The following is a 21,396-nucleotide window of genomic DNA, read 5'->3' on the forward strand; positions in this document are numbered from 1 at the left end:
AATGTCACGTGACTCAGTACGTTTGCTCACCGGCTGTGCTGCAATGGGGCTGGCCGCTGCCCTCGTCGTCGGTGCCGTTGTGTTGTTCCGCGGCGGTGCAACGTCCACGGCATCCGTCACAGTGCTCTCACCACGCGTGGGTCTGATCATGAATCCCGATGCCAAGGTGAAACTCCATGGCGCGCAGGTAGGCAAGGTGGCCGCCATCGAGAATCGGCCGGACGGCAGCGCCGCGATTCGTCTGGCGATGAATCCGGACTACCTCCAACTGATTCCGGCGAATACCCGGGTGCAGATCGTGTCCAGCACGGTGTTCGGCGCCAAGTACGTCGATCTCGTGCCGCCGGCCGAACCATCTGCCCAGTCGCTGCACGCGGGACAGGTTCTCGACGCCGGCCACGTCACCGTCGAGATCAACACGGTCTTCGAGCACTTGGTGGATGTGCTGTCCCAGGTCCAACCCGAGAAACTCAACGAAGCACTCGGCGCCATGGCCCAAGCGCTGGGCGGCCGCGGCGACAAACTCGGTCAGACCCTGGTCGATTTCGACGCCATGCTCGCCAAGATCGATCCGAGCCTTCCGGCAATGAGCCAGGAAATCGCCACTGCTCCAAAGGTACTCAGTGCCTATGCCGACGCCGGCCCCGATCTGATGGACGCCGCACGCAACGCATCTCAGCTCAGCGACACCATCGTCGAGCGCCAGCAGGACCTCGACTCGGTACTGCTGAGCGCCATCGGATTGGCAGACATCGGCAATGACGTAGTCGGTACCAACAGCAACGCGGTCGTCGACGCCATGCACCTATTGGTACCCACGACCAACCTGACCAATCAGTACAACCAAGCACTCACCTGCGCGCTCAAGGGCATGGAGCCGCTCGCGATGGGACCGCCGCAACCGTTGCCCGGGATCATGCTGCTGGACTCGTTCCTGCTGGGCACCGAACGCTACCGCTATCCGGGCAACCTGCCGAAGGTCGCCGCGTCGGGCGGTCCGCAATGCATGGGCCTGCCCAACGTGGGCTTCGGGGAGCGGCCACCGTTCGTGGTCACCGACATCGACGCCAACCCCGCACAGTACGGAAATCAAGGGATCCTGTTGAACTCTGATGCCCTCAAGCAAGCTCTGTTCGGCCCGCTCGACGGACCACCGCGCAACACTGCTCAGACAGGGCAACCCGGATGACGCGTCACAACTCGACCGCTCTGAAGTTCGGCGCCTTCGGCATCACGATGCTCCTGGTGACCGCAGCGCTTTTCGCAATCCTCGGGCAATACCGAACCGGCTCGACAAACACCTACTCGGCAGTGTTCACCGACGCCTCCAGCCTGAAAACCGGTGACTCCGTGCGAGTCGCGGGCATCCGGGTCGGCACGGTCGACAGCATCGCGTTGCGACCTGACAACACTGTGGTCGTAGGTTTCGACGCCGACCGCGACGTCGTGCTGACCACCGGCACCAAAGTCGTTGTGCGTTACCTCGATCTGGTGGGCAACCGGTACCTGGAGCTCGTGGACAACCCGGGGTCGACCAAAATCCAACAGGCCGGCACGCAGATTTCGGCCGACCGCACGGAGCCCGCGTTGGACCTCGACCTGCTCCTGGGCGGCCTCAAACCCGTCATCCAAGGGCTCAATGCCCAGAACGTCAACGCGCTGACCAATTCGCTGATCCAGATTCTGCAGGGCCAAGGCGGGACCATGGAATCGCTGATGGCTCAAACGACTTCATTCACGACGGCACTGGCCGACAACGGCCAGACGGTTCAACAATTGATCGACAATCTGAACACTGTCGTTGCGACAGTCGCCAAGGACGGCGACAAATTCTCCGGCGCCGTAACCCGCCTGCAACAGCTGATCACCGGCCTGTCCCAGGAACGTGACCCGATCGGCGATGCCATCACCGCTCTGGACAACGGAACAGGTTCCCTGGCCGAACTGATGACACAGGCCCGGCCGCCTCTCACAGGAACGGTCAACCAGCTCAATCGAATGGCCACATTGCTGGACAACGACAAAGACAAGGCCCGCATGGATCTCGCGCTGCAGAAGGCGCCCGCCAACTACCGGAAATTGGTTCGCCTCGGCGCCTACGGCAGCTTCATCAACCAGTACCTGTGCGGCATGAACGTTCGCGTGACGGATCTGCAAGGCCGCACCGCGTACTTCCCCTGGATCATGCAGAACACCGGACGCTGCGGGGAGCCCTGATGCTGAAATACCGCGGATCGCAACTGATGCGCACCGGACTCATCGGTTTGGTGCTGGTCATTCTCGTCATCGCTGTCGGCCTTCAACCGCAGAAACTGTGGTCGTGGGCCACGTCGATCAGGTACCACGCGGTGTTCGCCGACGCCGGTGGGCTGTCGCCGGGAAACGACGTCAAGGTCTCCGGCGTCACCAAGGGCACCGTAAGCGCCGTCACCCTCAGTCGCGGAAACGCCCTGGTGACGTTCACTCTCGATGGCACGGTCACGCTGGGCACACAGACCACCGCCCACATCAGAACAGCAACCGTCCTCGGCGCCCGGATGATGACTCTGGAACCCGCCGGAACCGGCAGCCTGCACGCCGCCGACACCATCCCCCTTGCCCGCACCGGGTCTCCGTACTCACTGACCGACGCCGTCAGCGACTTCACCTCCAACACCGCCGAGACCGACACCGCAACACTCACCCACTCGCTGGACACGCTGTCGGAAACCATCGACCGGATGGCCCCACAACTGGGACCGACGTTCGACGGGCTCACGCGCCTGTCACGAACGCTCAACAGCCGCAACGAATCCCTGGCCGCGCTGCTCAAGAACGCGGCCGACGTAACCGGCATTCTGTCGCAGCGCAGCGCGCAGGTGAACACCCTGCTGCTCGATGCCAACGCGCTCACCGGAGTGCTCAACCAGCGACGGCACGCGATCGTCGATCTGCTGGCCAACACGTCGGCGCTTTCTCAGCAGCTGTCGGGACTTGTGCACGACAACGAAAAGGTTCTCGCGCCCACGCTGCAGAAAGTCAACTCCGTCACCGCGATTCTTGAAAAGAACCGCGACAACATCGCCAAGGCCCTCGCCGGACTGGCCAAATATCAAGTCACGCAGGGCGAATCAGTGAACAACGGCTGGTACTACAACGCCTTCGTCGGCAACCTCATCCCCTCACAGACCATTCAACCGTTCCTCGACTACGCCTTCGGATTCCGTCGCGGCACCAACGCCGGCCAGCCGCCTGACAACGCCGGCCCACGCGCCGAGTTCCCCTGGCCCCACAACGGTATTCCGGGAGGCCACTGATGATCACCCGTCATCGCAAACCCTTGACACGTGTCGCCGCGGCCCTACTGGTGGCGCTGGCGCTCGCCGGCGGCGTGCTGCTCGTGCGGCAGACCGTTTTCCGTCCCACCACCATCACCGCGTACTTCACCTCCGCCACCGCGATTTACCCGGGCGACGAAGTCCGCGTCGCCGGCGTCAAAGTGGGAACGATCACCAGCATCGAACCTGCCGGCAGCCAAGCCCGGCTGACGCTCTCGATCGATCATGGCGTACCGATCCGGGCAGACGCGAAAGCCATCATCATGGCGCAGAACCTGGTGGCCGCCCGCTACGTGCAGTTGGCGCCCGCGTACGAAGATGCCGGCCCGACAATGGCCGATGGTGCGCGGATCGGCGTTGAGCGGACCGCGGTACCGGTGGAATGGGACCAAGTCAAAGACCAGCTCATGCGGCTGGCCACCGATTTGGGTCCGGTCAGCGGATCCGCCGCTACCTCACTGAGCCGTTTCATCGACAGTGCCGCGACCGCGATGGATGGCAACGGCGAGAAACTGCACCAAGCGATCAGCCAACTCTCGGGGATCGGACGCATATTGGCGCACGGCAGCGGCAACATTGTCGAGATCATCAAGAATCTGCAGACCTTCGTCACCGCGCTGCGCGACAGCAACACCCAGATCGTCGAGTTCCAGAACCGCCTCGCGAGTGTCACGAGCGTCGTCGACGGCGCGCGGTCCGATCTCGATGCCGCCCTGACGAACCTGGCTTCCGCCGTCGGCGAGGTGCGGCGCTTCGTCGCGGGTACCCGCGATCAGACCGTCGAACAGTTGCAGCGGTTGACGAACGTCACCCAGAACCTCGTCGACAACAAACTCAAGCTGGAAAATGTGCTGCACGTGGCGCCCAACGCCATCGCCAACGGCTACAACATCTACAACCCCGACAGTGGTACGGCCGTCGGCGCTTTCGCGATGTCGAACTTCGCCGATCCCGTGTCGGTGGTCTGCTCAGCGATTGCGGCAGTCAAGAATGCCACGGCAGCCGAATCGTCGAAGTTGTGCGCGCAGTATCTCGGCCCAGCCCTGTCGCTGATCAACTTCAATTACCTACCACTGCCGACGAATGTCTATCTCCGCAAGGCACCGAGTCCGGAGAATCTGGTTTACACCGACCCCAAACTCGCCCCCGGCGGAAGCGGTTCCCGCGCCGAGTCCCCAACCGAGCCCCCGGCGGTGTCGGCCTACACCGGTACCAACGACGTCACCCCTCCCGCCGGGTGGGGCGCGCCGCCGGGCCCCCCAGGGGCATACGCGCCCAACGGATTACCGGCCGATCCCGCGCCCGCATTGTTCCCCGGCGCGCCGGTCCCCCAACCAGCCGCCGCGTCATCGCCACAAGCACCCACAGTCCGGGACCTGCTCCTTCCCGCAGAAGCCGCTCCCGCGGCGCCGAACCCAGGAGGCACCCCGTGATGAAGCGACGGTCCCTGGCCCGCCTCACGGCGCTATCGGCCTGCTCCCTGCTGTCGGTAACCGGTTGTGCATTCCACGGATTGAACTCGTTGCCGTTGCCGGGCACGGTGGGACGCGGGGCCAACGCCGCGATCTATCACGTCGAACTCGCCAATGTCGGTACCCTGGAGGCGAATTCGCCGGTCATGATCGGCGACGTCATCGTGGGCAGCGTATCGAAAATGTCGGTGCGCAACATGCGCGCCGACGTCGAGGTGTCGGTCAAACCTGGCACCGTGGTCCCCGCGAATGCGGTAGCGACCGTTGGGCAGACCAGTCTGCTCGGGTCCATGCACCTGGCGCTGGATCCGCCGCCGGGGAAGGCGCCCTCCGGACAACTGTCCCCAGGCACCACCCTGCCGCTGAACCGGACGTCGACATACCCGTCGACGGAACAGACGTTGTCGTCGCTATCGGTCCTCGTCAACGGCGGCGGACTCGGCCGGGTCGGTGAGCTGGTCACCGAGACCAACAACGCATTGAACGGCAGGCAGGACCAGGTCCGCGACCTGCTCACGCGCCTCAACAATGTGGTCGGCATCTTCGCCGATCAGCGAGACGACATCAATGCCTCCATCACCGCGCTCACTCGCCTGGCAGGAACCATGGCCGGCCAGAGCGATGTGATCACCCAAGCCCTGCAACGAATCCCGCCCGCGCTGGATGTGCTGATCAAAGAGCAGCCCCGTATCACAACAGCTCTGGAGAAGTTCGGCGTGTTCAGCAATACAGCCACCAAACTGATCAAAGCCACCCAAGACGACTTGGTGACCAACCTGCGCAACCTGGAACCGACCCTCCGCGCCCTGGCCGACGTCGGACCGAATCTGGGCACTGTGCTGGCGTTTGCGCCAACGTTTCCCTACCCGCAGAACTTCATCGACCGCGGCATTCGCGGTGACTACCTCAACGAATTCATCACCTTCGATTTCACGATCCCCCGGCTCAAGCGAGGATTGCTGCTGGGCACCCGCTGGGGACAGGAAGGAGCCCCTTTGGTTCCCGCTCCCGGCGACCCCTGGTACGCCAACTACACCAAGGACCCGCTGGGCACGTTGCTGACCGCGCCGCCGAAAGCTGTTGCGACGCTGCCGGCGCCGGCACTCGCCGCCCCGACAAATCCGAACGGCGGCAGCAACTGATGCTCACCCGCTTCGTACGCATTCAGCTCGGCCTCTTCGCGGCCGCCTCGATCATCGGTATGGCAGTGATGCTGGTCGTCTACCTGCAGGCACCCACCCTGTTGGGGCTCGGGCGCATGACGGTCAGCCTGCAACTGCCGGCCACCGGTGGCCTGTACCGGTTCTCGAATGTCACCTACCGCGGCGTGCAGGTCGGCAAGGTGACCGATGTCCGGCCCACCCGTGACGGTGCCGTCGCCACCCTGTCGCTCGACAATGCGTCGAAGATTCCCGCGGACCTGCACGCCGCGGTACTGAGCGTGTCCGCCGTCGGTGAGCAATATGTCGACCTGCAACCCCATAACGATGCCGGCCCCTACCTGCACGACGGATCGGTCATTCCGGCGTCGAAAACATCGATTCCCCAAGCTGTCGGACCGATGCTCGATCAAGCCAGTGCGCTCATCGACAGCATCCCGAAAGACAAGATCAGCCCGCTGCTCGACGAAACATTCAAGGCGTTCAACGGCTCTGGTTACGACGCCGGGTCCCTGTTGGATTCCTCGTCGAAATTGATCGCCGACGCCAACAGCGTCAGCGATCAGTCTCGAGCGCTCATCGATGACAGCAGGCCCTTGCTCGACGGCCAAGCTCAATCCGTCGATGCCATCCGGACCTGGGCCCACAGCGTCGCGGGACTCAGCCGGCAACTCGTCCAGAACGACCCCCAAGTCAGGACGCTTCTCAAAGACGGGCCGGACGCCGCGGACGAGGGCTCCCGCCTGTTCAACCAGGTAAAGCCCACTCTGCCGCTGCTTTTGTCCAACCTGACAACCCTCGGGCAGGTGGCTGTGACCTACCACCCGTCGCTCGAACAACTGTTGGTGCTGCTGCCACCGACAGTGTCGTCCACCCAGTCTTACGGTGCACCCAAGAACAATCCGACGGGCATGGCTTTGGGCGATTTCACCCTGAACATCGGCGATCCGCCGGCCTGCACCGTCGGCTTCCTCCCGCCGTCGTCCTGGCGCTCACCGGAAGACACCAGTGATGTCGACACCCCCGACGGGCTCTACTGCAAGCTGCCGCAGGATTCGCCGATCGGTGTACGCGGGGCGCGGAACTACCCATGTATGGGCAACCCCGGAAAGCGCGCTCCCACAGTCGAAATCTGCGATAGCGACAAGCCTTATCAGCCCCTGGCGATGCGCCAGCATGCTCTCGGCCCGTATCCGATCGACCCCAACCTGCTCGCTCAGGGGATCCCGCCGGATTCTCGGGTCGATCATGACAGCACGATCTACGGACCACTCGACGGAACGCCGAGGCCGACAACGGGTCAACCGCCGGCCGGCGAGGCCGCACCGGACACTCCCCCGCCGCCGCCGGATGGTGCCGCGCCCACGCCGGTGGCTCCGAGCGCCTTCATTCCCGAGACTTCGAAGGGCCCGTCGGTCGCCATCGCCACGTATGACCCAGCCACCGGACGCTACGCGGGTCCGGATGGAAAGGTCTACCGCCAGAAGGATCTGGCTCCGCGGAGCGGAGAACGGACGTGGCGGGACCTGTTCACCGCCTGATTGAACAACGTTGGGCCGGCACGTTCTCAGGGCGGGCCGGCCCCGCAGTGGGTACCTGGGTCAGGCGGTCTTGACCAGCTTGAAGGGCATCGTGATGAAGAGGACCCTGCTACTTCCGCACGAGCCGCTGACTCCGGTGGTGGAGTCCTCGCCCATCAGTGTCGACGATGTCGGGTCCGCGCCGGCCCCATCTGAGGTAGCCGGGTAGAACCTGAAAACCTGAAGTCCCGGCCCTGCAGTGCCATCTGCACATGGCTGCCAGTTGTCGACCGTCTTCTTGACGTACCAGACGCCGCTTTTCATGTAGATCGGCGCGTTCCATCCCCAGTCGCTCGCGACGGTGCCTGCGCATTCGGTCGGATAACTGCACTCGGTCTTGATCGTCCAGGTGCTGCGGATACTCGCCTCGTCGTGATAGATGTCGTTGGTCTTGGCCCACTCACCATTGGACGTTGCGACATAGGTGCCATTGAGACCCCAGTCGTTCGAGGCGTCGGCGATGCCACAATCCCACCCCGTCAACAGCCCGACAGTCACCGCCGTCGCAGCGATCGATGTCGTTGATATCTGCAAGGCCTGCTCCTTTGCGGCGAACCCCTTTGCCGCCCGTCGGTGGACACCAGACGGCGCGAGTCCGACCACTTCGGCTCATCGAAAGATGCTGCCGCACAATCGGTACAGCTACTACTGTCCAACTTTCCGCATTGGGCGACAGCCAAAATCCCGCCAGGCGGTCATCGCACCCTGCGTGGGTCGATGGTGTGTCACCGTTGACTACGGATCTACCGCCATGGAGGAAGTCTGCGATGCGAATCGATCGAGCACCACGCCGAGCAGCGGCGGGCGCCGTATTCGTGATCGCCTTCGGTACCGCGACAGCACATTCCGCTTCCGCAGACAGCGACTCGACGCCGCACCGCGTGACGTACACCGTCACGGCCGATCTGGCCACCAACGCGGGCATCTACTACCGCGATGTCCAACCGCCCACGTGGGCCGAATACAGCCACAACCCTTATGAATTCAGCCCGAGAGACGACGTACATCTCGAACCCGGAAAGCCCTGGGTTCACGAAGCCACCCTGGACGACCCCGACCAGTGGGCGATGGTCACGGTCACCACAGCCGGTCAGCCATCACAGCCCGGCCAGACGCTGCGCTGCACACTCACCGTCGATGGGCAGGTCGTCAACCGATCGAACGGCGCCAGCGGTGCGCTGTGCTCACTACGAAATTGGTGACTCATCGAGCACCAGGCGGCCGTCAACCGCTGGGCGGGAACCCTTCACCATTCGGAACTCGACCGGATTAGCGTCGAAAACATCATGGCCAGAACGGGAATGGCACCAACGGGCACTAGTACCCACGATCAGCAGCGAACCGGAGGTGGATCATGCGGTTACTCAGCCGCGCTGATACCGCGACGCAGGTGAACGCCACAGACACCGCCGCGGAAGACGGCCGGGCACAGCCTGTCGACCCGGGGCTGATCAACCAGGCGGAGGCCGAAGCACTCGCCGCAGAAGAGCTGGCCGCAGCAGCGCGCGCACGAGCCGATGAACTTCGCGCGCGGGCAGCCGAATCGGATCCCGCTGATGCCGAAACCGGTACACCGCAGGAGTCGTCGACGGGGCGATGGCGGCGGTTGCGCCGCCCAAAGTTGAAGACGGTATTGGCCACTGTCGCCGTCCTGGCAAGTGTCGCAGCACTGGCGGCGACCGGCTACATGCTCCACTACCACCGTCAGCTCGACAACGAGGTGCAGCGGAAGGCGGAATTCACTTCCGCCGCCTCGCAGGCGGTCGTCACGCTGATGTCGATCGACGGCACCAAGGCCGAGGACAACGTCCAGCAGATCCTCGCCAATTCCACCGGACAGTTTCGCGATGATTTCCAGGCCGATGCAAAGGATTTCGTCCAGGTCGCCCGCGAGTCAAAGGCGGCGACAAAGGCCACGGTGCGCAGCGCGGCCGTGGAATCGATGACGCCGAATTCTGCTGTGGTCCTCGTAACCGCCGCGACAACGGTGAGCAACACGGCGGGGACCAACCAACAACCACGCAACTGGCGCCTCAGTGTCACCATGTTCAGAGACGGAGCGCAGCTCAAGATGTCGAAAGTCGAGTTCGTGCCATGACCACAGAAGCGGCAGCACCCACCGCCGACGACACCACTCCCGAGGACGTCGAAAGTGATCAGCCCGACGAAGCATCCTCGGTCGCTGACGAGCAACACGTCGACGTATCGGGGGACCAAACCACGTCAAACCCGCGCCGTTCGAAGCCACTGACCCGCCGGCTTGCGGGCCGGTGGCGGTCCATCGCCGTCATGAGCCTCATGCTGGCGTGCGCCGGCACCGCGGGAGCGACGTACCTCACCACTTATCGCAATGACCGCGCCAGCGCCGAGGCCGAAACCCAGGTTGCCAAAGCCGCATCCGAAGGTGCCGTGGCGTTACTGTCCTATGCGCCGGCAAGTTTGGATCACGACCTGGCAGCCGCGCGCTCGCACCTCACCGGCGGGTTCCTGACGTACTACAGCCAGTTCGCCGACCAGTTCGTCGCGCCGGCCGCCAAACAGAAGGACATTCACGCTGTCGCGTCGGTCGTCCGTGCCGCCACAATCGACGCACACGCAGACAGCGCACACGTCCTGATCTTCCTGAACCAAACCACCACCAGTCGTGAAAATCCCGAACCGACGCAGTCGGCCAGCAGCGTGAAGGTCGGACTCACGAAAAACAATGGGGTCTGGCGTATTTCGTCATTTGATCCGATCTAGTCGTCATCGGCATGAGGGATAGCCGTTCAGAATGCGCACAGAACCGGGCGCACTGATCGAGAGTGCGCCCGGTTCGGTATCCAAACGCCACTAGCGACAAAGCAACTCGCCCAGCGCGCGGCTTGCCTGTCGACGGGCGGCATGCGCGATGTCGAACATGGGCATCGTCATGAAGCCATGTATGCCGCCCGCGAAGAACAACTGCTGAACGGTACCGCCGGCATCCCGCAGTGCATCTGCGTACGCCAGTCCCTCATCTTTGAGCGGATCGCAACCGGCGACCACCATGACGGCCGGAGGCAATCCTTCGAGACGACCGCACAGCGGGGATGCGTACGGATGGCCGCGATCACTTTGCTCGGGAACGTATTGATCCCAATACCATTGCAGCGCTTCACGCGGGTTGTAGTAGCCCGCTCCGAACCGACGGTAGGAGTCGGTGTCGAACTGCGCGGCGATCACCGGGTACAGCAGCATCTGCGCGGCGATGGACAGCTCGCCGCGATCACGCGCCATCAGTGCGACCACGGCAGCGAGATTTCCGCCCGCGCTGTCGCCTCCTATCGCAACTCGTTGGACATCGGCACCGAGGTCACCCGCGTGTTCGGACACCCAGCGGGTCACCGCATACACGTCCTCGGCAGCCGTAGGCCACCGGTGCTCTGGAGCCAATCGGTATGCGACCGAAACGATCACCGCCGGAATGAGATTCGCCAGATTCCTGCACAGTCCGTCGTGGCTGTCCAGATCGCAGAAGACGAAGCCGCCACCGTGCGCGTACACCAGAACCGGCAGCGGTCCGGACGCTTCCGGCCGGTAGATCCGGACATCCACATGACCACCGTCGACCGACACCCGGTCATCCCAGACGACGGCGACCGATTCGGGCTGCGGGTTCGGCACGAACCGCGCGCGAATCGCGGCCCTGGCCTCGGCGCCGGTCATCGTGGATACCTTGGGAAATCCCCCATCGAGAGCCTCGATCAGGTCCGCCACTTGTGGATCGAGGCTCATGCGGGCCGCATCGCAGACGCGCGCAGCTCCGCGTTGTGCGCGGTAAGACCGCCCCGCAGGGGGCGCACGAGCGTGGGCGTGGCATGCTCGCGGACGCTTTCGGCGTTGCGCCATACCGCCGTGGCGGTCATCCGCACGGGCGTCACCAACCGCCGGTCGAACGTCATCTTTGACATGGGGCCACACACGGACACCGCGGCCACGGCTTCGCCCACGGGTCCGATCGGTGCTGCGACGCAGCCGAACCCGCGAAGAGACTCTTCCCTCTCAGTGGCCACACCGTGGGCGCGGACCCTGTCTAGTTCGGCAGCGAGCTGGGCACTCGTGGCGACCGAGTACCGGGTTCGTCGTTTCGCGAGGTCAACGTCAGCAGAGTCGCGATAGGCCAGGATCGCCTTACCGACGGCGGTACATTGGGCGGGTTGGCGGCCGCCGACCCGTGTCGGGATCGCAGCTCGCACCTCGTCGCCGATCTTCTCCAGGTATACGACGTCAGAGCCGTCCAATATGGCGAGATGCACCACCAACCCGGTGGCCCGGTGCAGATCACGCAGGAGCGGAATGGCAGCCCGGTGGATTCGGTCCTGTTGCAGCGCAAGGTTTCCCAGCTCCACGAGACGCACGCCGAGCTCGTAATCGAACCCGTCACGACTCAGCCAGCGCAGGTTCACCAGGCGCTCGAGCATGCGGTGCGCGGACGAGCGGGGCAGCCCGGTGCGACGAACTATCTGCGCCAAGGTGAGACTTCCCGACCCATCGAACGCGTCCAACACCAGGGAAACCCGATCAATCACGTTGCTAGGCATCTCGGCAGCCATATCGACGGTCAGCGTCATCGAAACCCTCCAGGCTCATCGCTCGAATAGTCAAAATAGGAATAGCGAGTTTTTTACCATATGCTGTGGTCGCTGTCACATACCGATCTGTGGCCGCCGGCGACCTCGCCGCCGCGGCTGGTTCCGCTCACCGGTCGGCCACGTATCGCCGGATTCCCTGAACTCGGTAGAGCTGAATCGGAAGAACACATCAACGACCTCGGGAGCCCCATGCGCAAGCAACTGCTGCTGGCCATCGCCGCCGGCGCGCTCACCCTTGGCCCGCCGCCCGTGGCGACCGCTGACACCCCTGCCTCGTGCGAGGACGCCTACTGCACGCCCGGCATCTCCCCCGGGGTGGTGTTGGGAGCCCCCTGTGGCGACACGTCGCATTTCGTTTTCGGCACCACGTCATGGGGCCGACTCGTGTTCTGCGGCTCTCCGCGGCGATATGAACCGCGCTATTTTCGCTCGCCGCCGATGCGGGGTATCAAGGTCGAGGGCTCACCCTGCCCTCAATTCGTCAACGACGTCGCCCAGGCACCGGACGGGTTGTTCTTGAGCTGCGTTGCTGTCGACGGGGCCAGCCGCTGGGTGCAAGGCGATCTTTGACCCGCGCAGGGCGACGCAACCTCCCGGCACCGGAGCCGGTCTACCCCCGTTCGTGCGTCGGTGGCGACACGCCGTCCAGACCGGCTCCGAGCAGTGTGCGAACAAATAGGTCACCATCGAGGAGCCTGCTCGTCCGTGCGGTGATCTGCCACTTGCCCGCAATTCTGTTGAGTACGAAAAGATTTGCGGTGGCACGCCAGACTCGGTAATGGTCGTCGCCGCTGGAGTCTGAACCGCTCTGGCGCAGCAGTACCAGCGATTCGCAGACGGCCACTGCGGCGTCGCCGTCCAAGGCGATCACAGCAGGTCCCAGGAAGTGACAACACCCCTGAGCGACGAGGTCCTGGTGTGATGGGGAGCTGACCATGTCATGTACCCCCTGACGGCCCGTCATCTGCCAGCCTTCTACGTCGTAGGTTCCGCCGACAGCCCACAGCCGCGCGGCTCGGTCGGCGTCGCCCGAATCGACTGAAGGACCGTACGTGGCAATGATTTTCGCGATCTCCAGCTGATCTTCGAGTTGCCGCAGACGTGACAAGACCTCGGCTTCGGTCATACTTCCTTCTCCAATTCACGCAAGCGGACCAACTGATCGCAGTAGTGCGACGCACTGTTTGCCCGGACCACGCAGCTGATGGCCGTGGCCCCGGCGTCGCGCAGGACTTCCAATTGGGCGCGCGTGCCGGCCGGATCACCCTCTGGGTCAACCACGGTGGACAGCACCACCTCAAAACCCGGCTGACGTTCGACGATGGCCAACATGTCAGATACGTCATGCGGATCAAGCCCGAAAGGCATCCATCCGTCCGCATGACGTACTGCCCGTCGCAGTGACGCCGCACCGCGTCCGCCGACCCACAGTGGGACCTGCCGCTGTTCAGCGTGCGGCAGCACAGTCATGCCCTGGAAGTCATAAAACCGTCCATGGTATTGCGGTATCGCACTGGACAGCGATGCTCGAAGAGCGCAAATCGCGTCATCCGCGCGTGCGGCCCGCTGCGCCCACGACGCTTCCAACAGCGCGAATTCCTCTTCCAGAGAGCCGATTCCGACTCCGAGTATCAGTCGCCCCGCGCTCACCCGATCGAGGGTGCCGTAGCGTTTCACGATCTCCAACGGATGGTGGTATCCGAGGACCAGCACCGCAGTGGCCATCCTGATTCGGCTGGTGTGCGCGGCAAGATAACCCAAGGTGGCCAGCGGATCCCAATACACCGCACCACGGTTGGCGACATCCGCCGACGGAACGGCAATGTGTTCCGAGCACGTCAGATACTCGAAACCCAATTCGTCAGCAGCGGAAGCAATCTGAACCAGATCCTCGATGCCGGCGGTGGATTCCCAGTCGCTGGCGATTCCGGGCTGCTGCACCACTACTGGCGTGGACAAACCCAACCGCACGTCAATGTGCCCCGGCAATCAGGGCTCTGATCGCCTCATGCGATTCCAGCACCACCCGCGATCTGTCCGGGGCACTGTTGGCTTCTGCGCGGCCCACGTTACCGCCCGCCACCCAGACCGGCCCATCGGCAAGGTGTGCGAGACCTTCTGCGGCGACGTCAGCGGGCTCGTTGACCAGGATGCCGGGCGCATCGAAATTGAGGCCGATTCGCTCCATCGCCGGCGTCCGCGTGACACCGAGCACCAATTCCAATACATCCACATTGTGTTCGCGCAGTTCCACCCAGAGGCTCTCGGCGAACATCCGGGAAAAAGCCTTGGCGCCAGCATAAATCGTGTGCCTCCACGCGCCCATGTAGCCGGCAAGCGATCCGACGAGCATGATGCCTCCGCGGCCACGAGCCGCCATCGGACGGCCGTAGTACTGGACCAATTCGAGCATCCGCGTGACATTGAGGTCGGTGACCTTTTGAAACTCGCGGAGGTCGGTCTCCAAGAACAGCTCGTTGCACGTGCTCGCGCCTGCGTTATAGATCAACAATCCCACTTCGAGGTCGGCGGTGCCCTCGCAAATCCGGGCAACCGATTGTGGATCGAGGAGGTCAGCGGACTCCACGCGAACCTCGACGCCGATTTCGCGGCAGCGTGCCGCGGTCTCCTCGAGCGGCCCCGGTTTGCGCGATCAGTACCAGGTTCAAACCCGCCCGCGCGAGCTGCACGGCGAATTCGGCTCCCACGCCCTCTGATCCACCGGCAATGACTGCCCACGGTCCGTACTTGGCAACATCGATCATCGTGAATCCTTTTGTCGGAGTTATCTTTGCGTGGCGCCCGCGTCAACGGGCAACGTGATCGCGGTGACGTAGCGAGCCTCGTCGGAGGCCAGGAACAGCGCCGCATTTGCGACGTCGATCGCTTCAACCCACGGGATGGACAGGAGGTTCATCCGTCGCGCGGCTTCGGCGAACTCGTCCCGCGTGGGAGGTCGGTCCAGGTCCGGACGGAAAGCAGTCCGGACGACGTCGTTCTGGATGAGCGGGGTATCGACGTTGGTGGGCAGAATGCAATTCACGCGGACGGCGTGCGGCGCCAGGTCGTGCGCGAAGCTGCGCATCAGTCCGATCACCCCGTGCTTGGCGGCGGTGTAGTGGCCTACCCCGACAAGGCCGCGCACGCCGGCGATTGAGCTCGTCAGCACCATGGCGCCGCCACCGCGTGCAATCAGGTGTTCGGCGCTGGCCCTGCAGGTGTGCCACACTCCGGTCAGATTGACGTCGAGCATGGTGCGCCAGGCGTTTTCACCGAGATCGATGGTCATCGCACGGGACGTGATTCCGGCCGTCGCGCAGACAATGTCGAGTCCACCGAACACATCGGCGCCCCGGTCGGTCGCGGCCTGCATCCCCTTGAGGTCGCGGACGTCGACGATCTCGGTGTGGATCCGGCCGCCGGCCCGTGCGACCAGCCTGGCCGTCTCCTCGAGGTCGGCCGGAGTGCTGAAGGGAACCGAGACGGTCTCGACAGGCCCGCACAGGTCGAGCCCGATGATGTCGGCGCCCTCCTGGGCGAACCGCACCGCTTGGGCGCGGCCGATTCCGCGCGCAGCACCCGTGATGACTGCGACTTTGCCTGCGAGCCGCAGCGCACTCATGCGCTTCTCCCCGTCACACTGCGTGCCCACAGGTCTCGGCGTCGTTTGAATCAGGCTTCGATCTCCTGCTCACACCTGCAACGGTAGGTACCGCCTCCAAGCCGAATCTTCGGCGATTCCCGGTGATCGGAAACCAATGCAGGGATCCCGCTCATCGGAGAGACCGGTTGGGTGCGTGCCTTTGTCGTCCCAGACTTTCAGCACATGAACGATGTCGAAGCCGGCACCGAAATCGTCAGCGCAGGCCGAGGTGTATTGCTAGCGGTAGCCGATGTCGTTGAGGAGACTCCCGACGCTCGGTCGTTGGTGTTCACGGTCCCCGAACAGCTGCGCGACCGCTTCACCTACCGTCCAGGGCAATTCCTGACCCTGCGCGTACCGAGCGATCAGACCGGCTCGGTGGCCCGGTGCTACTCGTTGGCGAGTTCCCCGCACACCGATTCCGAACTGAAGGTCACGATCAAGCGAACTGTGGGCGGATACGGGTCGAACTGGTTGTGCGACAACATTTCTGCTGGCGAAACCATCGAAGTGCTACCGCCGGCCGGAGTCTTCACACCGTCCTCGCTCGACACCGACTTTCTGTTGTGGGCCGCCGGAAGCGGTATCACCCCTGTGATGTCGATCCTCAAATCAGCGATGGCATCCGGTTCCGGACGAGTGGTGCTGTGCTACGCCAACCGTGACGAGCGTTCGGTGATCTTCGCGGCTGAGCTCCGCGAACTGGCTGCGCGTTACGCCGGTCGCTTGACGGTATTGCACTGGTTGGAGTCGGTGCAGGGGTTGCCGACTCGCGCGCAGCTGACCGGATTTGCGCGCACCGTCTTTTCCGGGTCCGCGACCTTCGAATCGTTCATCTGCGGTCCTGCCGCGTTCATGTCGGTCGTCAAGGAGGCCCTGAGCGAAGCCGGGGTGCCACGTGAGCGCATCCATCTCGAGGTGTTCCAGTCCCTCTCGAGCGACCCGTTTGCCAATGAGATGAGTTCCGCAGCAGATCATTCCGATAGCGGAGACGCTGCAACGGTACGGATCGACCTTGACGGCGCGAGCCACCGATTGCGATGGCCGCGTCGCGCAACACTGGTCGACACGATGATCGCGGCAGACCTCGACGTGCCCTACTCGTGCCGAGAAGGCCAGTGCGGATCGTGCGCGGCGACCGTGCTCGGTGGCCAAGTCGACATGGCAGCCTCCGAAGTACTGCAAGCAGAGGACCTCGCCGACGGTCTGATCTTGGCCTGCCAGGCCACACCAATATCAGACGAACTGCACATCAAGTTTTAGAAAAACCTCTGCTCCACAACATTTTCCGCTCACCGGGAACGGTTCTCACCAACGGAAATTCCACCGACGGACCATCAGTGGCAGCCATTGAAACGATAGGACGACAAGATGACCGACCGGGTAATCGACCGGGTGCGCGAGATCGCCGACCAACTGCGCGCCCAGGGCCCCGAGGCAGAACGGGCCGGGCAGCTCACCGACGAGACGGTCAAATTGATGAAGTTGGCGGGCAACATTCGACTGCTGCAGCCGAAGGCCCACGGCGGACTGCAAGTCCACCCGCGTGAATTCGCCGAGACCGTGATGGCCACCGCCGCACTGGATCCGTCCGCGGGTTGGATCAACGGCGTCGTCGGCGTCCATCCGTATCAGCTCGCTTACGCAGACCCACGAGTCGCGTCCGAAATCTGGGCTGACGATGTCGACACCTGGGTCGCCTCCCCTTACGCGCCACAGGGCGTCGCCACGCCAGTCGACGGTGGCTACATCTTCAACGGCCGCTGGCAGTTCAGCTCGGGCACCGACCATTGCGAGTGGATCATCCTGGGCGCCATGCTCGGTGACGCCGAGGGCAAGCCCGTCATGCCGCCGCAGATGCTGCACATGATCCTGCCCCGCAGCGACTACGAGATCGTCCAGGACTCCTGGAACGTGGTGGGCCTGCGCGGCACCGGCTCCAAGGACGTCATCGTCAAGGACGCCTTCGTCCCCACCTACCGCACCATGGACGCGATGAAGGTCATGGACGGCACCGCCCAACGCGAGGCCGGGATGACCGAGACGCTGTACCTGATGCCGTGGTCGACCATGTTCCCGCTGGGCATCTCGTCGGCCGTCATCGGCATCGCCGAAGGCGCCCTGGCCGCCGCACTCGATTACCAACGCGAGCGCGTGAACTCCAGCGGAGTCTCGATCAAAGATGACCCCTACGTCATGTATGCCATCGGTGAGGCCGCCGCCGACATCAACGCCGCCCGGCAGGAGCTGCTGGCCAATGTCGACCGGATGTACGACATGGTCGCCGCCGGCACGGAAGTGTCGTTCGAGGACCGCGCGGCCGGCAGGCGCACCCAGGTGCGAGCCGTATGGCGCGCCGTCTCGGCGGTCGATGAAGTATTCGCGCGATGCGGGGGCAACGCCGCGCGGATGGACAAGCCGCTGCAACGGTATTGGCGGGATGTGCACGTCGGCCAGGCGCACGCCATCCACGTACCGGGCACGGTCTACCACGCCTCGGCCCTGAGTTCCCTCGGCGTGGACCCGCAGGGCCCGCTGCGGGCGATGATCTGACAGGAGAACACCCGTGGGATTGATCAAGAGCCTCAGCTACTGGGGCTATCCGTGGGTCACCGATCTACCTAAGGCGATACGTCCGTAGCTTGTACGGTTTACTCGCGGGCCGCGCGCCGTAGCCACCGAGTAGCAGCTTCCGAATTACATCTGCACGAGGTCGAACGGATAGGTCAATGTGCCCGCGGGCGCTCCATCGCAGCCGGTGGCGAACGATGATGACAGTGTGCCGGACATGGTGTTCGGATCCCACGAATAGGTATCCCGGGTCGGTATCACAGGCCCGTAATAGACATCCCCGCAACGCAATCCATCCGGCACATCAACGGTGAGCGTCAGCCGTCCGTCGTGACGATGCGCGTCGCCCTGGTAGGGAAAGGCCTTCGCCACCGGTTGTGGAATCGCCTGAACGTGAACGCAGTCGCCCTGACAACTCGACAGCGCCCATAGCCAGGTGTGAAAGTCATGCCGGCCGGAGATTCTGACTTCGAAGTTCCCGTGGCGGATATCCGCGTGCGCCAGCGGCATCGCCGTCCATGCGGCGGCGACCAACGCCATGGCCGAGATGGTTGATTTCATACCTGCCCTTGCCGACGCGCCTGCCGGATCAGACGCCACCGGCAGCACCGGCCAGACGTGGCTGTGATCCCTTTACCAGCAAGAAGTTACGGGGCACCGGTCCCGGGATGGGACGAATATCCGCTGAGCGGGCACCCTTCGAACCCAAACCACAGTGTGTGACAGCGCGCACACCATATGGTAAAAATAGTCATAGTCCTTTTTTGACTATCGACCTCTGGGAGCGCCTCATGACAACGACCGTCGTGAACCGCGGCGAAACGCCGATCGCCGCCATTGACCGGATGTCCCTGGTGCTGGATGCCTTCGACGGCAAGACACCGCTGACGATGGTGCAGATCGTGCACCGCACCGGTCTTCCGCGTTCATCTGTGCACCGCATGCTCGAGCGACTCGTGCACCTGCGCTGGCTCCGACGGGAAGGTTTCGACTACGAACTCGGGACCCGCTTGGTCGAACTGGGGTCGCTGGCCCTGCATCAGGGCCGCATTCACCAGGCCGCGCTGCCCCTCCTGCGCAGTCTGCAGCGGGCCACGGGCTTGGTAGTACATCTGGCTGTCCTCGACGGCTCCGACGTCATCTGTCTCGAGAGAATCGGCGATCACCTGACTGATCTCGTCCACACCTCGGTCGGCAATCGCGTACCGGCGCACTGTACTGCGCTGGGAAAGGCCATCCTCGCCGAAAGCGACTGCACGGAAGTCGATTTCAGCAGCCGCCAAACTCGTTTCTCGATTACCGGCACCCAGCAAGTGGCGGTCGAACTGGCGAAGACCCGCGAACGTGGCGTGGCGTTCGACCGCGAGGAATCACTACTGGGGATCGGCTGCGTGGCGGCAGCCATCGGACTGCCCGGTCAGCCGCTCGCTGCGGTATCCGTGTGCGGGCCGATCGACCGGATCACGCTGGATCAGCGGCTGGCGGCGCCGGTTCGAATCACCGCGTCCCGCATCTGGCGCAACATGGAATTCGGCCCGCACCAAGGTGGTTCCCGGTCGCTGCAGGCAGTTCACCGCCGGTCGTCGGTGAGCCGCTGGGCGACTCCGTAGCGTTGTTCGGGGTCGAGGACGCAATGGGTGCGCCCGAACACGGTCACCATGCACTTGTTGTTGTGGGTGCAACGGCTGCGTGAATCCGGCTCCGTGACCATGGTGTTCACCCGGTCGGGTTCACGAAGCAGCGCCCGCCCCATGGCGAAGAAATCGAACCCTTCCCGCATGCCGGTCTCGATGTGTTCACGGTTGGTAATGCCACCCAACAGAACGAGTTTGGTGTTCTTCATCAGCGGGACGAATTGCCGAGCGGCGTCGAGCATGTACAAGTCCCGGTAGGGGTACCTGCCCATCGCTTGCTTGCCGAACAGTCGGATGGCGGGGCGCAGCGCGGCGGGCATCACTTTCGAAAACTCTTTGGCCGGCACATCGCCACGGAACAGATACATCGGTTTGTAGACCGAGGAACCTTGGGTCAGCTCGATGGCGTCAAGCGTGGCGTCGGCATCGAGGAGTTGTGCCGTGCGCAGTGCTTCGTCGATCCAGATGCTGCCGGGGAAACCGTCATCCATGTCCAGCTTGGCGATCACCGCGACCTGGCCGCCGATAACTGTCCGGACGTGTTCAGCGATCTCACGAACCAGTCGAGACCGGTTGTCGATCGACCCACCGTACCCATCTGTGCGGCGGTTGATGAGCGGACTCAGGAATGAGCTGGGCAGGTACAGGTGGCCGAAATGAAGCTCGACCGCGTCGAAACCGGCATCCACCGCGATGCGGGCGGCTGCCCCGAACTGCCGGATGACGGTCTGGATTTCCGCGACGCTGATCGCGCGGCAGTACGCGAAAGACGTCGGGTTGATGAACCTGCTCGGCGCCACCGCGGTAACACCGGTGAGCTTCTTGGGCGCCACCACCCCGGCGTGCCCCAGTTGAGCCGAAATTGCCGCTCCGCGAGTATGTACGGCGTCGGTCAACCGGCGCAGGCCCGGCAACGTAGCTGCACTCATGACGATCTGTCCCGGCGCGCTCGCGGCTTCGGCAGAGACGCAACAGTACGCGACGGTGGTCATCCCCACGCCGCCGTCGGCGAAGGCACGGTGAAAGGCGATCAAATCATCGGTGACCGCGCCGTCGGGCGAGCGCCCCTCCGAGGTCGCCGCCTTGATGATTCGGTTCCGCAGCACCACCGGTCCGAGCTGCGCAGGTTCAAAGGGATTGTCGCCCATGGGATCACCATTGCCGCCCATCACCGAGGAGCAAAGATCCGTTCCCGGTAACCGGGAAGAGGCGGACCGCGCAACGCCCTCTGCGCCTAGCCTCTACCCATGGACGAAGTGTTCGTCATCGACCGCGTGGTCACCGCACCCGGGTGTGCCCAGAAATTCATCGACGCCTATCTCGCCGGATACGCCCCCGGCGCCATCGAGCGCGGTATGACCATGTGGGACATTCTGGTCAGTCCACCGATCTGGTTCGACGACCGA

General features: G+C 63.8%; 21 protein-coding genes and 1 pseudogene. 13 read left to right on the top strand and 9 right to left on the bottom strand.

Features of this window, described 5'->3' with window-relative positions:
* Position 1 precedes the first annotated feature (1 nt).
* From VXD91_RS27175 to VXD91_RS27200, 6 genes are read left to right on the top strand one after another with little or no spacing between them, the layout of a single operon-like run.
* On the top strand, positions 2 to 1,189 hold the full coding sequence (locus VXD91_RS27175; protein ID WP_212806419.1) for an MCE family protein: 1,188 nt from the start codon (positions 2 to 4) through the stop codon (positions 1,187 to 1,189).
* Positions 1,186 to 2,217, top strand: coding sequence for an MCE family protein (locus VXD91_RS27180; RefSeq protein ID WP_212806420.1), 1,032 nt, complete (start codon positions 1,186 to 1,188; stop codon positions 2,215 to 2,217). The genes VXD91_RS27175 and VXD91_RS27180 overlap by 4 nt, the downstream gene beginning before the upstream one ends.
* On the top strand, positions 2,217 to 3,296 hold the full coding sequence (locus tag VXD91_RS27185; RefSeq protein ID WP_212806421.1) for an MCE family protein: 1,080 nt from the start codon (positions 2,217 to 2,219) through the stop codon (positions 3,294 to 3,296). The genes VXD91_RS27180 and VXD91_RS27185 overlap by 1 nt, the downstream gene beginning before the upstream one ends.
* Complete coding sequence (locus VXD91_RS27190) at positions 3,296 to 4,750, top strand: MCE family protein (protein ID WP_212806422.1); 1,455 nt, start codon at positions 3,296 to 3,298, stop codon at positions 4,748 to 4,750. The genes VXD91_RS27185 and VXD91_RS27190 overlap by 1 nt, the downstream gene beginning before the upstream one ends.
* The gene (locus VXD91_RS27195; protein ID WP_318984237.1) at positions 4,747 to 5,931 is read left to right on the top strand and encodes an MCE family protein; all 1,185 of its coding nucleotides are present in this window, start codon (positions 4,747 to 4,749) and stop codon (positions 5,929 to 5,931) included. Before VXD91_RS27190 ends, VXD91_RS27195 begins: the two co-directional genes overlap by 4 nt.
* Entirely contained in the window at positions 5,931 to 7,490 is a 1,560-nt protein-coding gene (locus VXD91_RS27200; RefSeq protein WP_212806424.1) for an MlaD family protein, read from the top strand. The genes VXD91_RS27195 and VXD91_RS27200 overlap by 1 nt, the downstream gene beginning before the upstream one ends.
* Before the next feature lie 60 nt (positions 7,491 to 7,550).
* On the opposite strand, the gene VXD91_RS27205 is transcribed toward VXD91_RS27200, so the two are convergent.
* A complete protein-coding gene (locus tag VXD91_RS27205; RefSeq protein ID WP_212814726.1) occupies positions 7,551 to 8,027 on the bottom strand; it encodes a hypothetical protein in 477 nt (158 codons plus the stop codon).
* Between the two features lie 269 nt (positions 8,028 to 8,296).
* Here VXD91_RS27205 and VXD91_RS27210 point away from each other — a divergent pair, with 269 nt between their 5' ends.
* The 3 genes from VXD91_RS27210 to VXD91_RS27220 all read left to right on the top strand — a co-directional run bounded on the left by VXD91_RS27210 (position 8,297) and on the right by VXD91_RS27220 (position 10,271).
* Positions 8,297 to 8,731, top strand: a complete 435-nt coding sequence (locus VXD91_RS27210) for a hypothetical protein (protein WP_244872832.1) — start codon at positions 8,297 to 8,299, stop codon at positions 8,729 to 8,731.
* A 152-nt stretch (positions 8,732 to 8,883) separates the two neighbouring features.
* Positions 8,884 to 9,627 carry a hypothetical protein gene (locus tag VXD91_RS27215; RefSeq protein WP_346416840.1) on the top strand — a complete coding sequence of 248 codons (744 nt, stop codon included), beginning with the start codon at positions 8,884 to 8,886 and terminating at the stop codon, positions 9,625 to 9,627.
* 191 nt (positions 9,628 to 9,818) lie between these two features.
* The gene (locus VXD91_RS27220; protein WP_244872830.1) at positions 9,819 to 10,271 is read left to right on the top strand and encodes a twin-arginine translocation pathway signal; all 453 of its coding nucleotides are present in this window, start codon (positions 9,819 to 9,821) and stop codon (positions 10,269 to 10,271) included.
* A 90-nt stretch (positions 10,272 to 10,361) separates the two neighbouring features.
* On the opposite strand, the gene VXD91_RS27225 is transcribed toward VXD91_RS27220, so the two are convergent.
* On the bottom strand, positions 10,362 to 11,285 hold the full coding sequence (locus VXD91_RS27225) for an alpha/beta hydrolase (RefSeq protein ID WP_346416841.1): 924 nt from the start codon (positions 11,283 to 11,285) through the stop codon (positions 10,362 to 10,364).
* Positions 11,282 to 12,121, bottom strand: coding sequence for an IclR family transcriptional regulator (locus tag VXD91_RS27230; protein WP_212806426.1), 840 nt, complete (start codon positions 12,119 to 12,121; stop codon positions 11,282 to 11,284). Before VXD91_RS27230 ends, VXD91_RS27225 begins: the two co-directional genes overlap by 4 nt.
* Positions 12,122 to 12,331: 210 nt before the next feature.
* Between VXD91_RS27230 and VXD91_RS27235 the strand changes: the two genes are divergently transcribed.
* On the top strand, positions 12,332 to 12,712 hold the full coding sequence (locus VXD91_RS27235) for a hypothetical protein (protein ID WP_212806427.1): 381 nt from the start codon (positions 12,332 to 12,334) through the stop codon (positions 12,710 to 12,712).
* Positions 12,713 to 12,752: 40 nt separating this feature from the next.
* On the opposite strand, the gene VXD91_RS27240 is transcribed toward VXD91_RS27235, so the two are convergent.
* The 4 genes and pseudogenes from VXD91_RS27240 to VXD91_RS27255 all read right to left on the bottom strand — a co-directional run bounded on the left by VXD91_RS27240 (position 12,753) and on the right by VXD91_RS27255 (position 15,764).
* Positions 12,753 to 13,268, bottom strand: a complete 516-nt coding sequence (locus VXD91_RS27240) for a nuclear transport factor 2 family protein (RefSeq protein WP_212806428.1) — start codon at positions 13,266 to 13,268, stop codon at positions 12,753 to 12,755.
* Complete coding sequence (locus VXD91_RS27245) at positions 13,265 to 14,113, bottom strand: LLM class F420-dependent oxidoreductase (RefSeq protein WP_212806429.1); 849 nt, start codon at positions 14,111 to 14,113, stop codon at positions 13,265 to 13,267. Before VXD91_RS27245 ends, VXD91_RS27240 begins: the two co-directional genes overlap by 4 nt.
* A 1-nt stretch (position 14,114) precedes the next feature.
* Positions 14,115 to 14,907, bottom strand: a pseudogene (locus VXD91_RS27250) (SDR family NAD(P)-dependent oxidoreductase).
* A 20-nt stretch (positions 14,908 to 14,927) separates the two neighbouring features.
* Entirely contained in the window at positions 14,928 to 15,764 is an 837-nt protein-coding gene (locus VXD91_RS27255; protein WP_212806430.1) for a mycofactocin-coupled SDR family oxidoreductase, read from the bottom strand.
* Between the two features lie 204 nt (positions 15,765 to 15,968).
* Between VXD91_RS27255 and VXD91_RS27260 the strand changes: the two genes are divergently transcribed.
* Both VXD91_RS27260 and VXD91_RS27265 read left to right on the top strand, forming a co-directional pair.
* Positions 15,969 to 17,048 carry a ferredoxin--NADP reductase gene (locus VXD91_RS27260; protein WP_212806431.1) on the top strand — a complete coding sequence of 360 codons (1,080 nt, stop codon included), beginning with the start codon at positions 15,969 to 15,971 and terminating at the stop codon, positions 17,046 to 17,048.
* Between the two features lie 108 nt (positions 17,049 to 17,156).
* A complete protein-coding gene (locus VXD91_RS27265; protein WP_212806432.1) occupies positions 17,157 to 18,338 on the top strand; it encodes an acyl-CoA dehydrogenase family protein in 1,182 nt (393 codons plus the stop codon).
* A gap of 144 nt (positions 18,339 to 18,482) precedes the next feature.
* Here VXD91_RS27265 and VXD91_RS27270 read toward each other — a convergent pair whose 3' ends face one another.
* On the bottom strand, positions 18,483 to 18,917 hold the full coding sequence (locus VXD91_RS27270; RefSeq protein ID WP_212806433.1) for a hypothetical protein: 435 nt from the start codon (positions 18,915 to 18,917) through the stop codon (positions 18,483 to 18,485).
* 230 nt (positions 18,918 to 19,147) lie between these two features.
* On the opposite strand from VXD91_RS27270, the gene VXD91_RS27275 reads away from it, so the two are divergent.
* Complete coding sequence (locus tag VXD91_RS27275) at positions 19,148 to 19,966, top strand: IclR family transcriptional regulator (protein ID WP_212814723.1); 819 nt, start codon at positions 19,148 to 19,150, stop codon at positions 19,964 to 19,966.
* On the opposite strand, the gene VXD91_RS27280 is transcribed toward VXD91_RS27275, so the two are convergent.
* The gene (locus VXD91_RS27280) at positions 19,927 to 21,138 is read right to left on the bottom strand and encodes an NADH:flavin oxidoreductase (protein WP_212806434.1); all 1,212 of its coding nucleotides are present in this window, start codon (positions 21,136 to 21,138) and stop codon (positions 19,927 to 19,929) included. The genes VXD91_RS27275 and VXD91_RS27280 overlap by 40 nt on opposite strands.
* Positions 21,139 to 21,396: the final 258 nt, after the last annotated feature.

Origin of the sequence: Mycobacterium sp. SM3041 (assembly GCF_039668335.1) — a bacterium.
Classification (GTDB): Bacteria; Actinomycetota; Actinomycetes; order Mycobacteriales; family Mycobacteriaceae; genus Mycobacterium.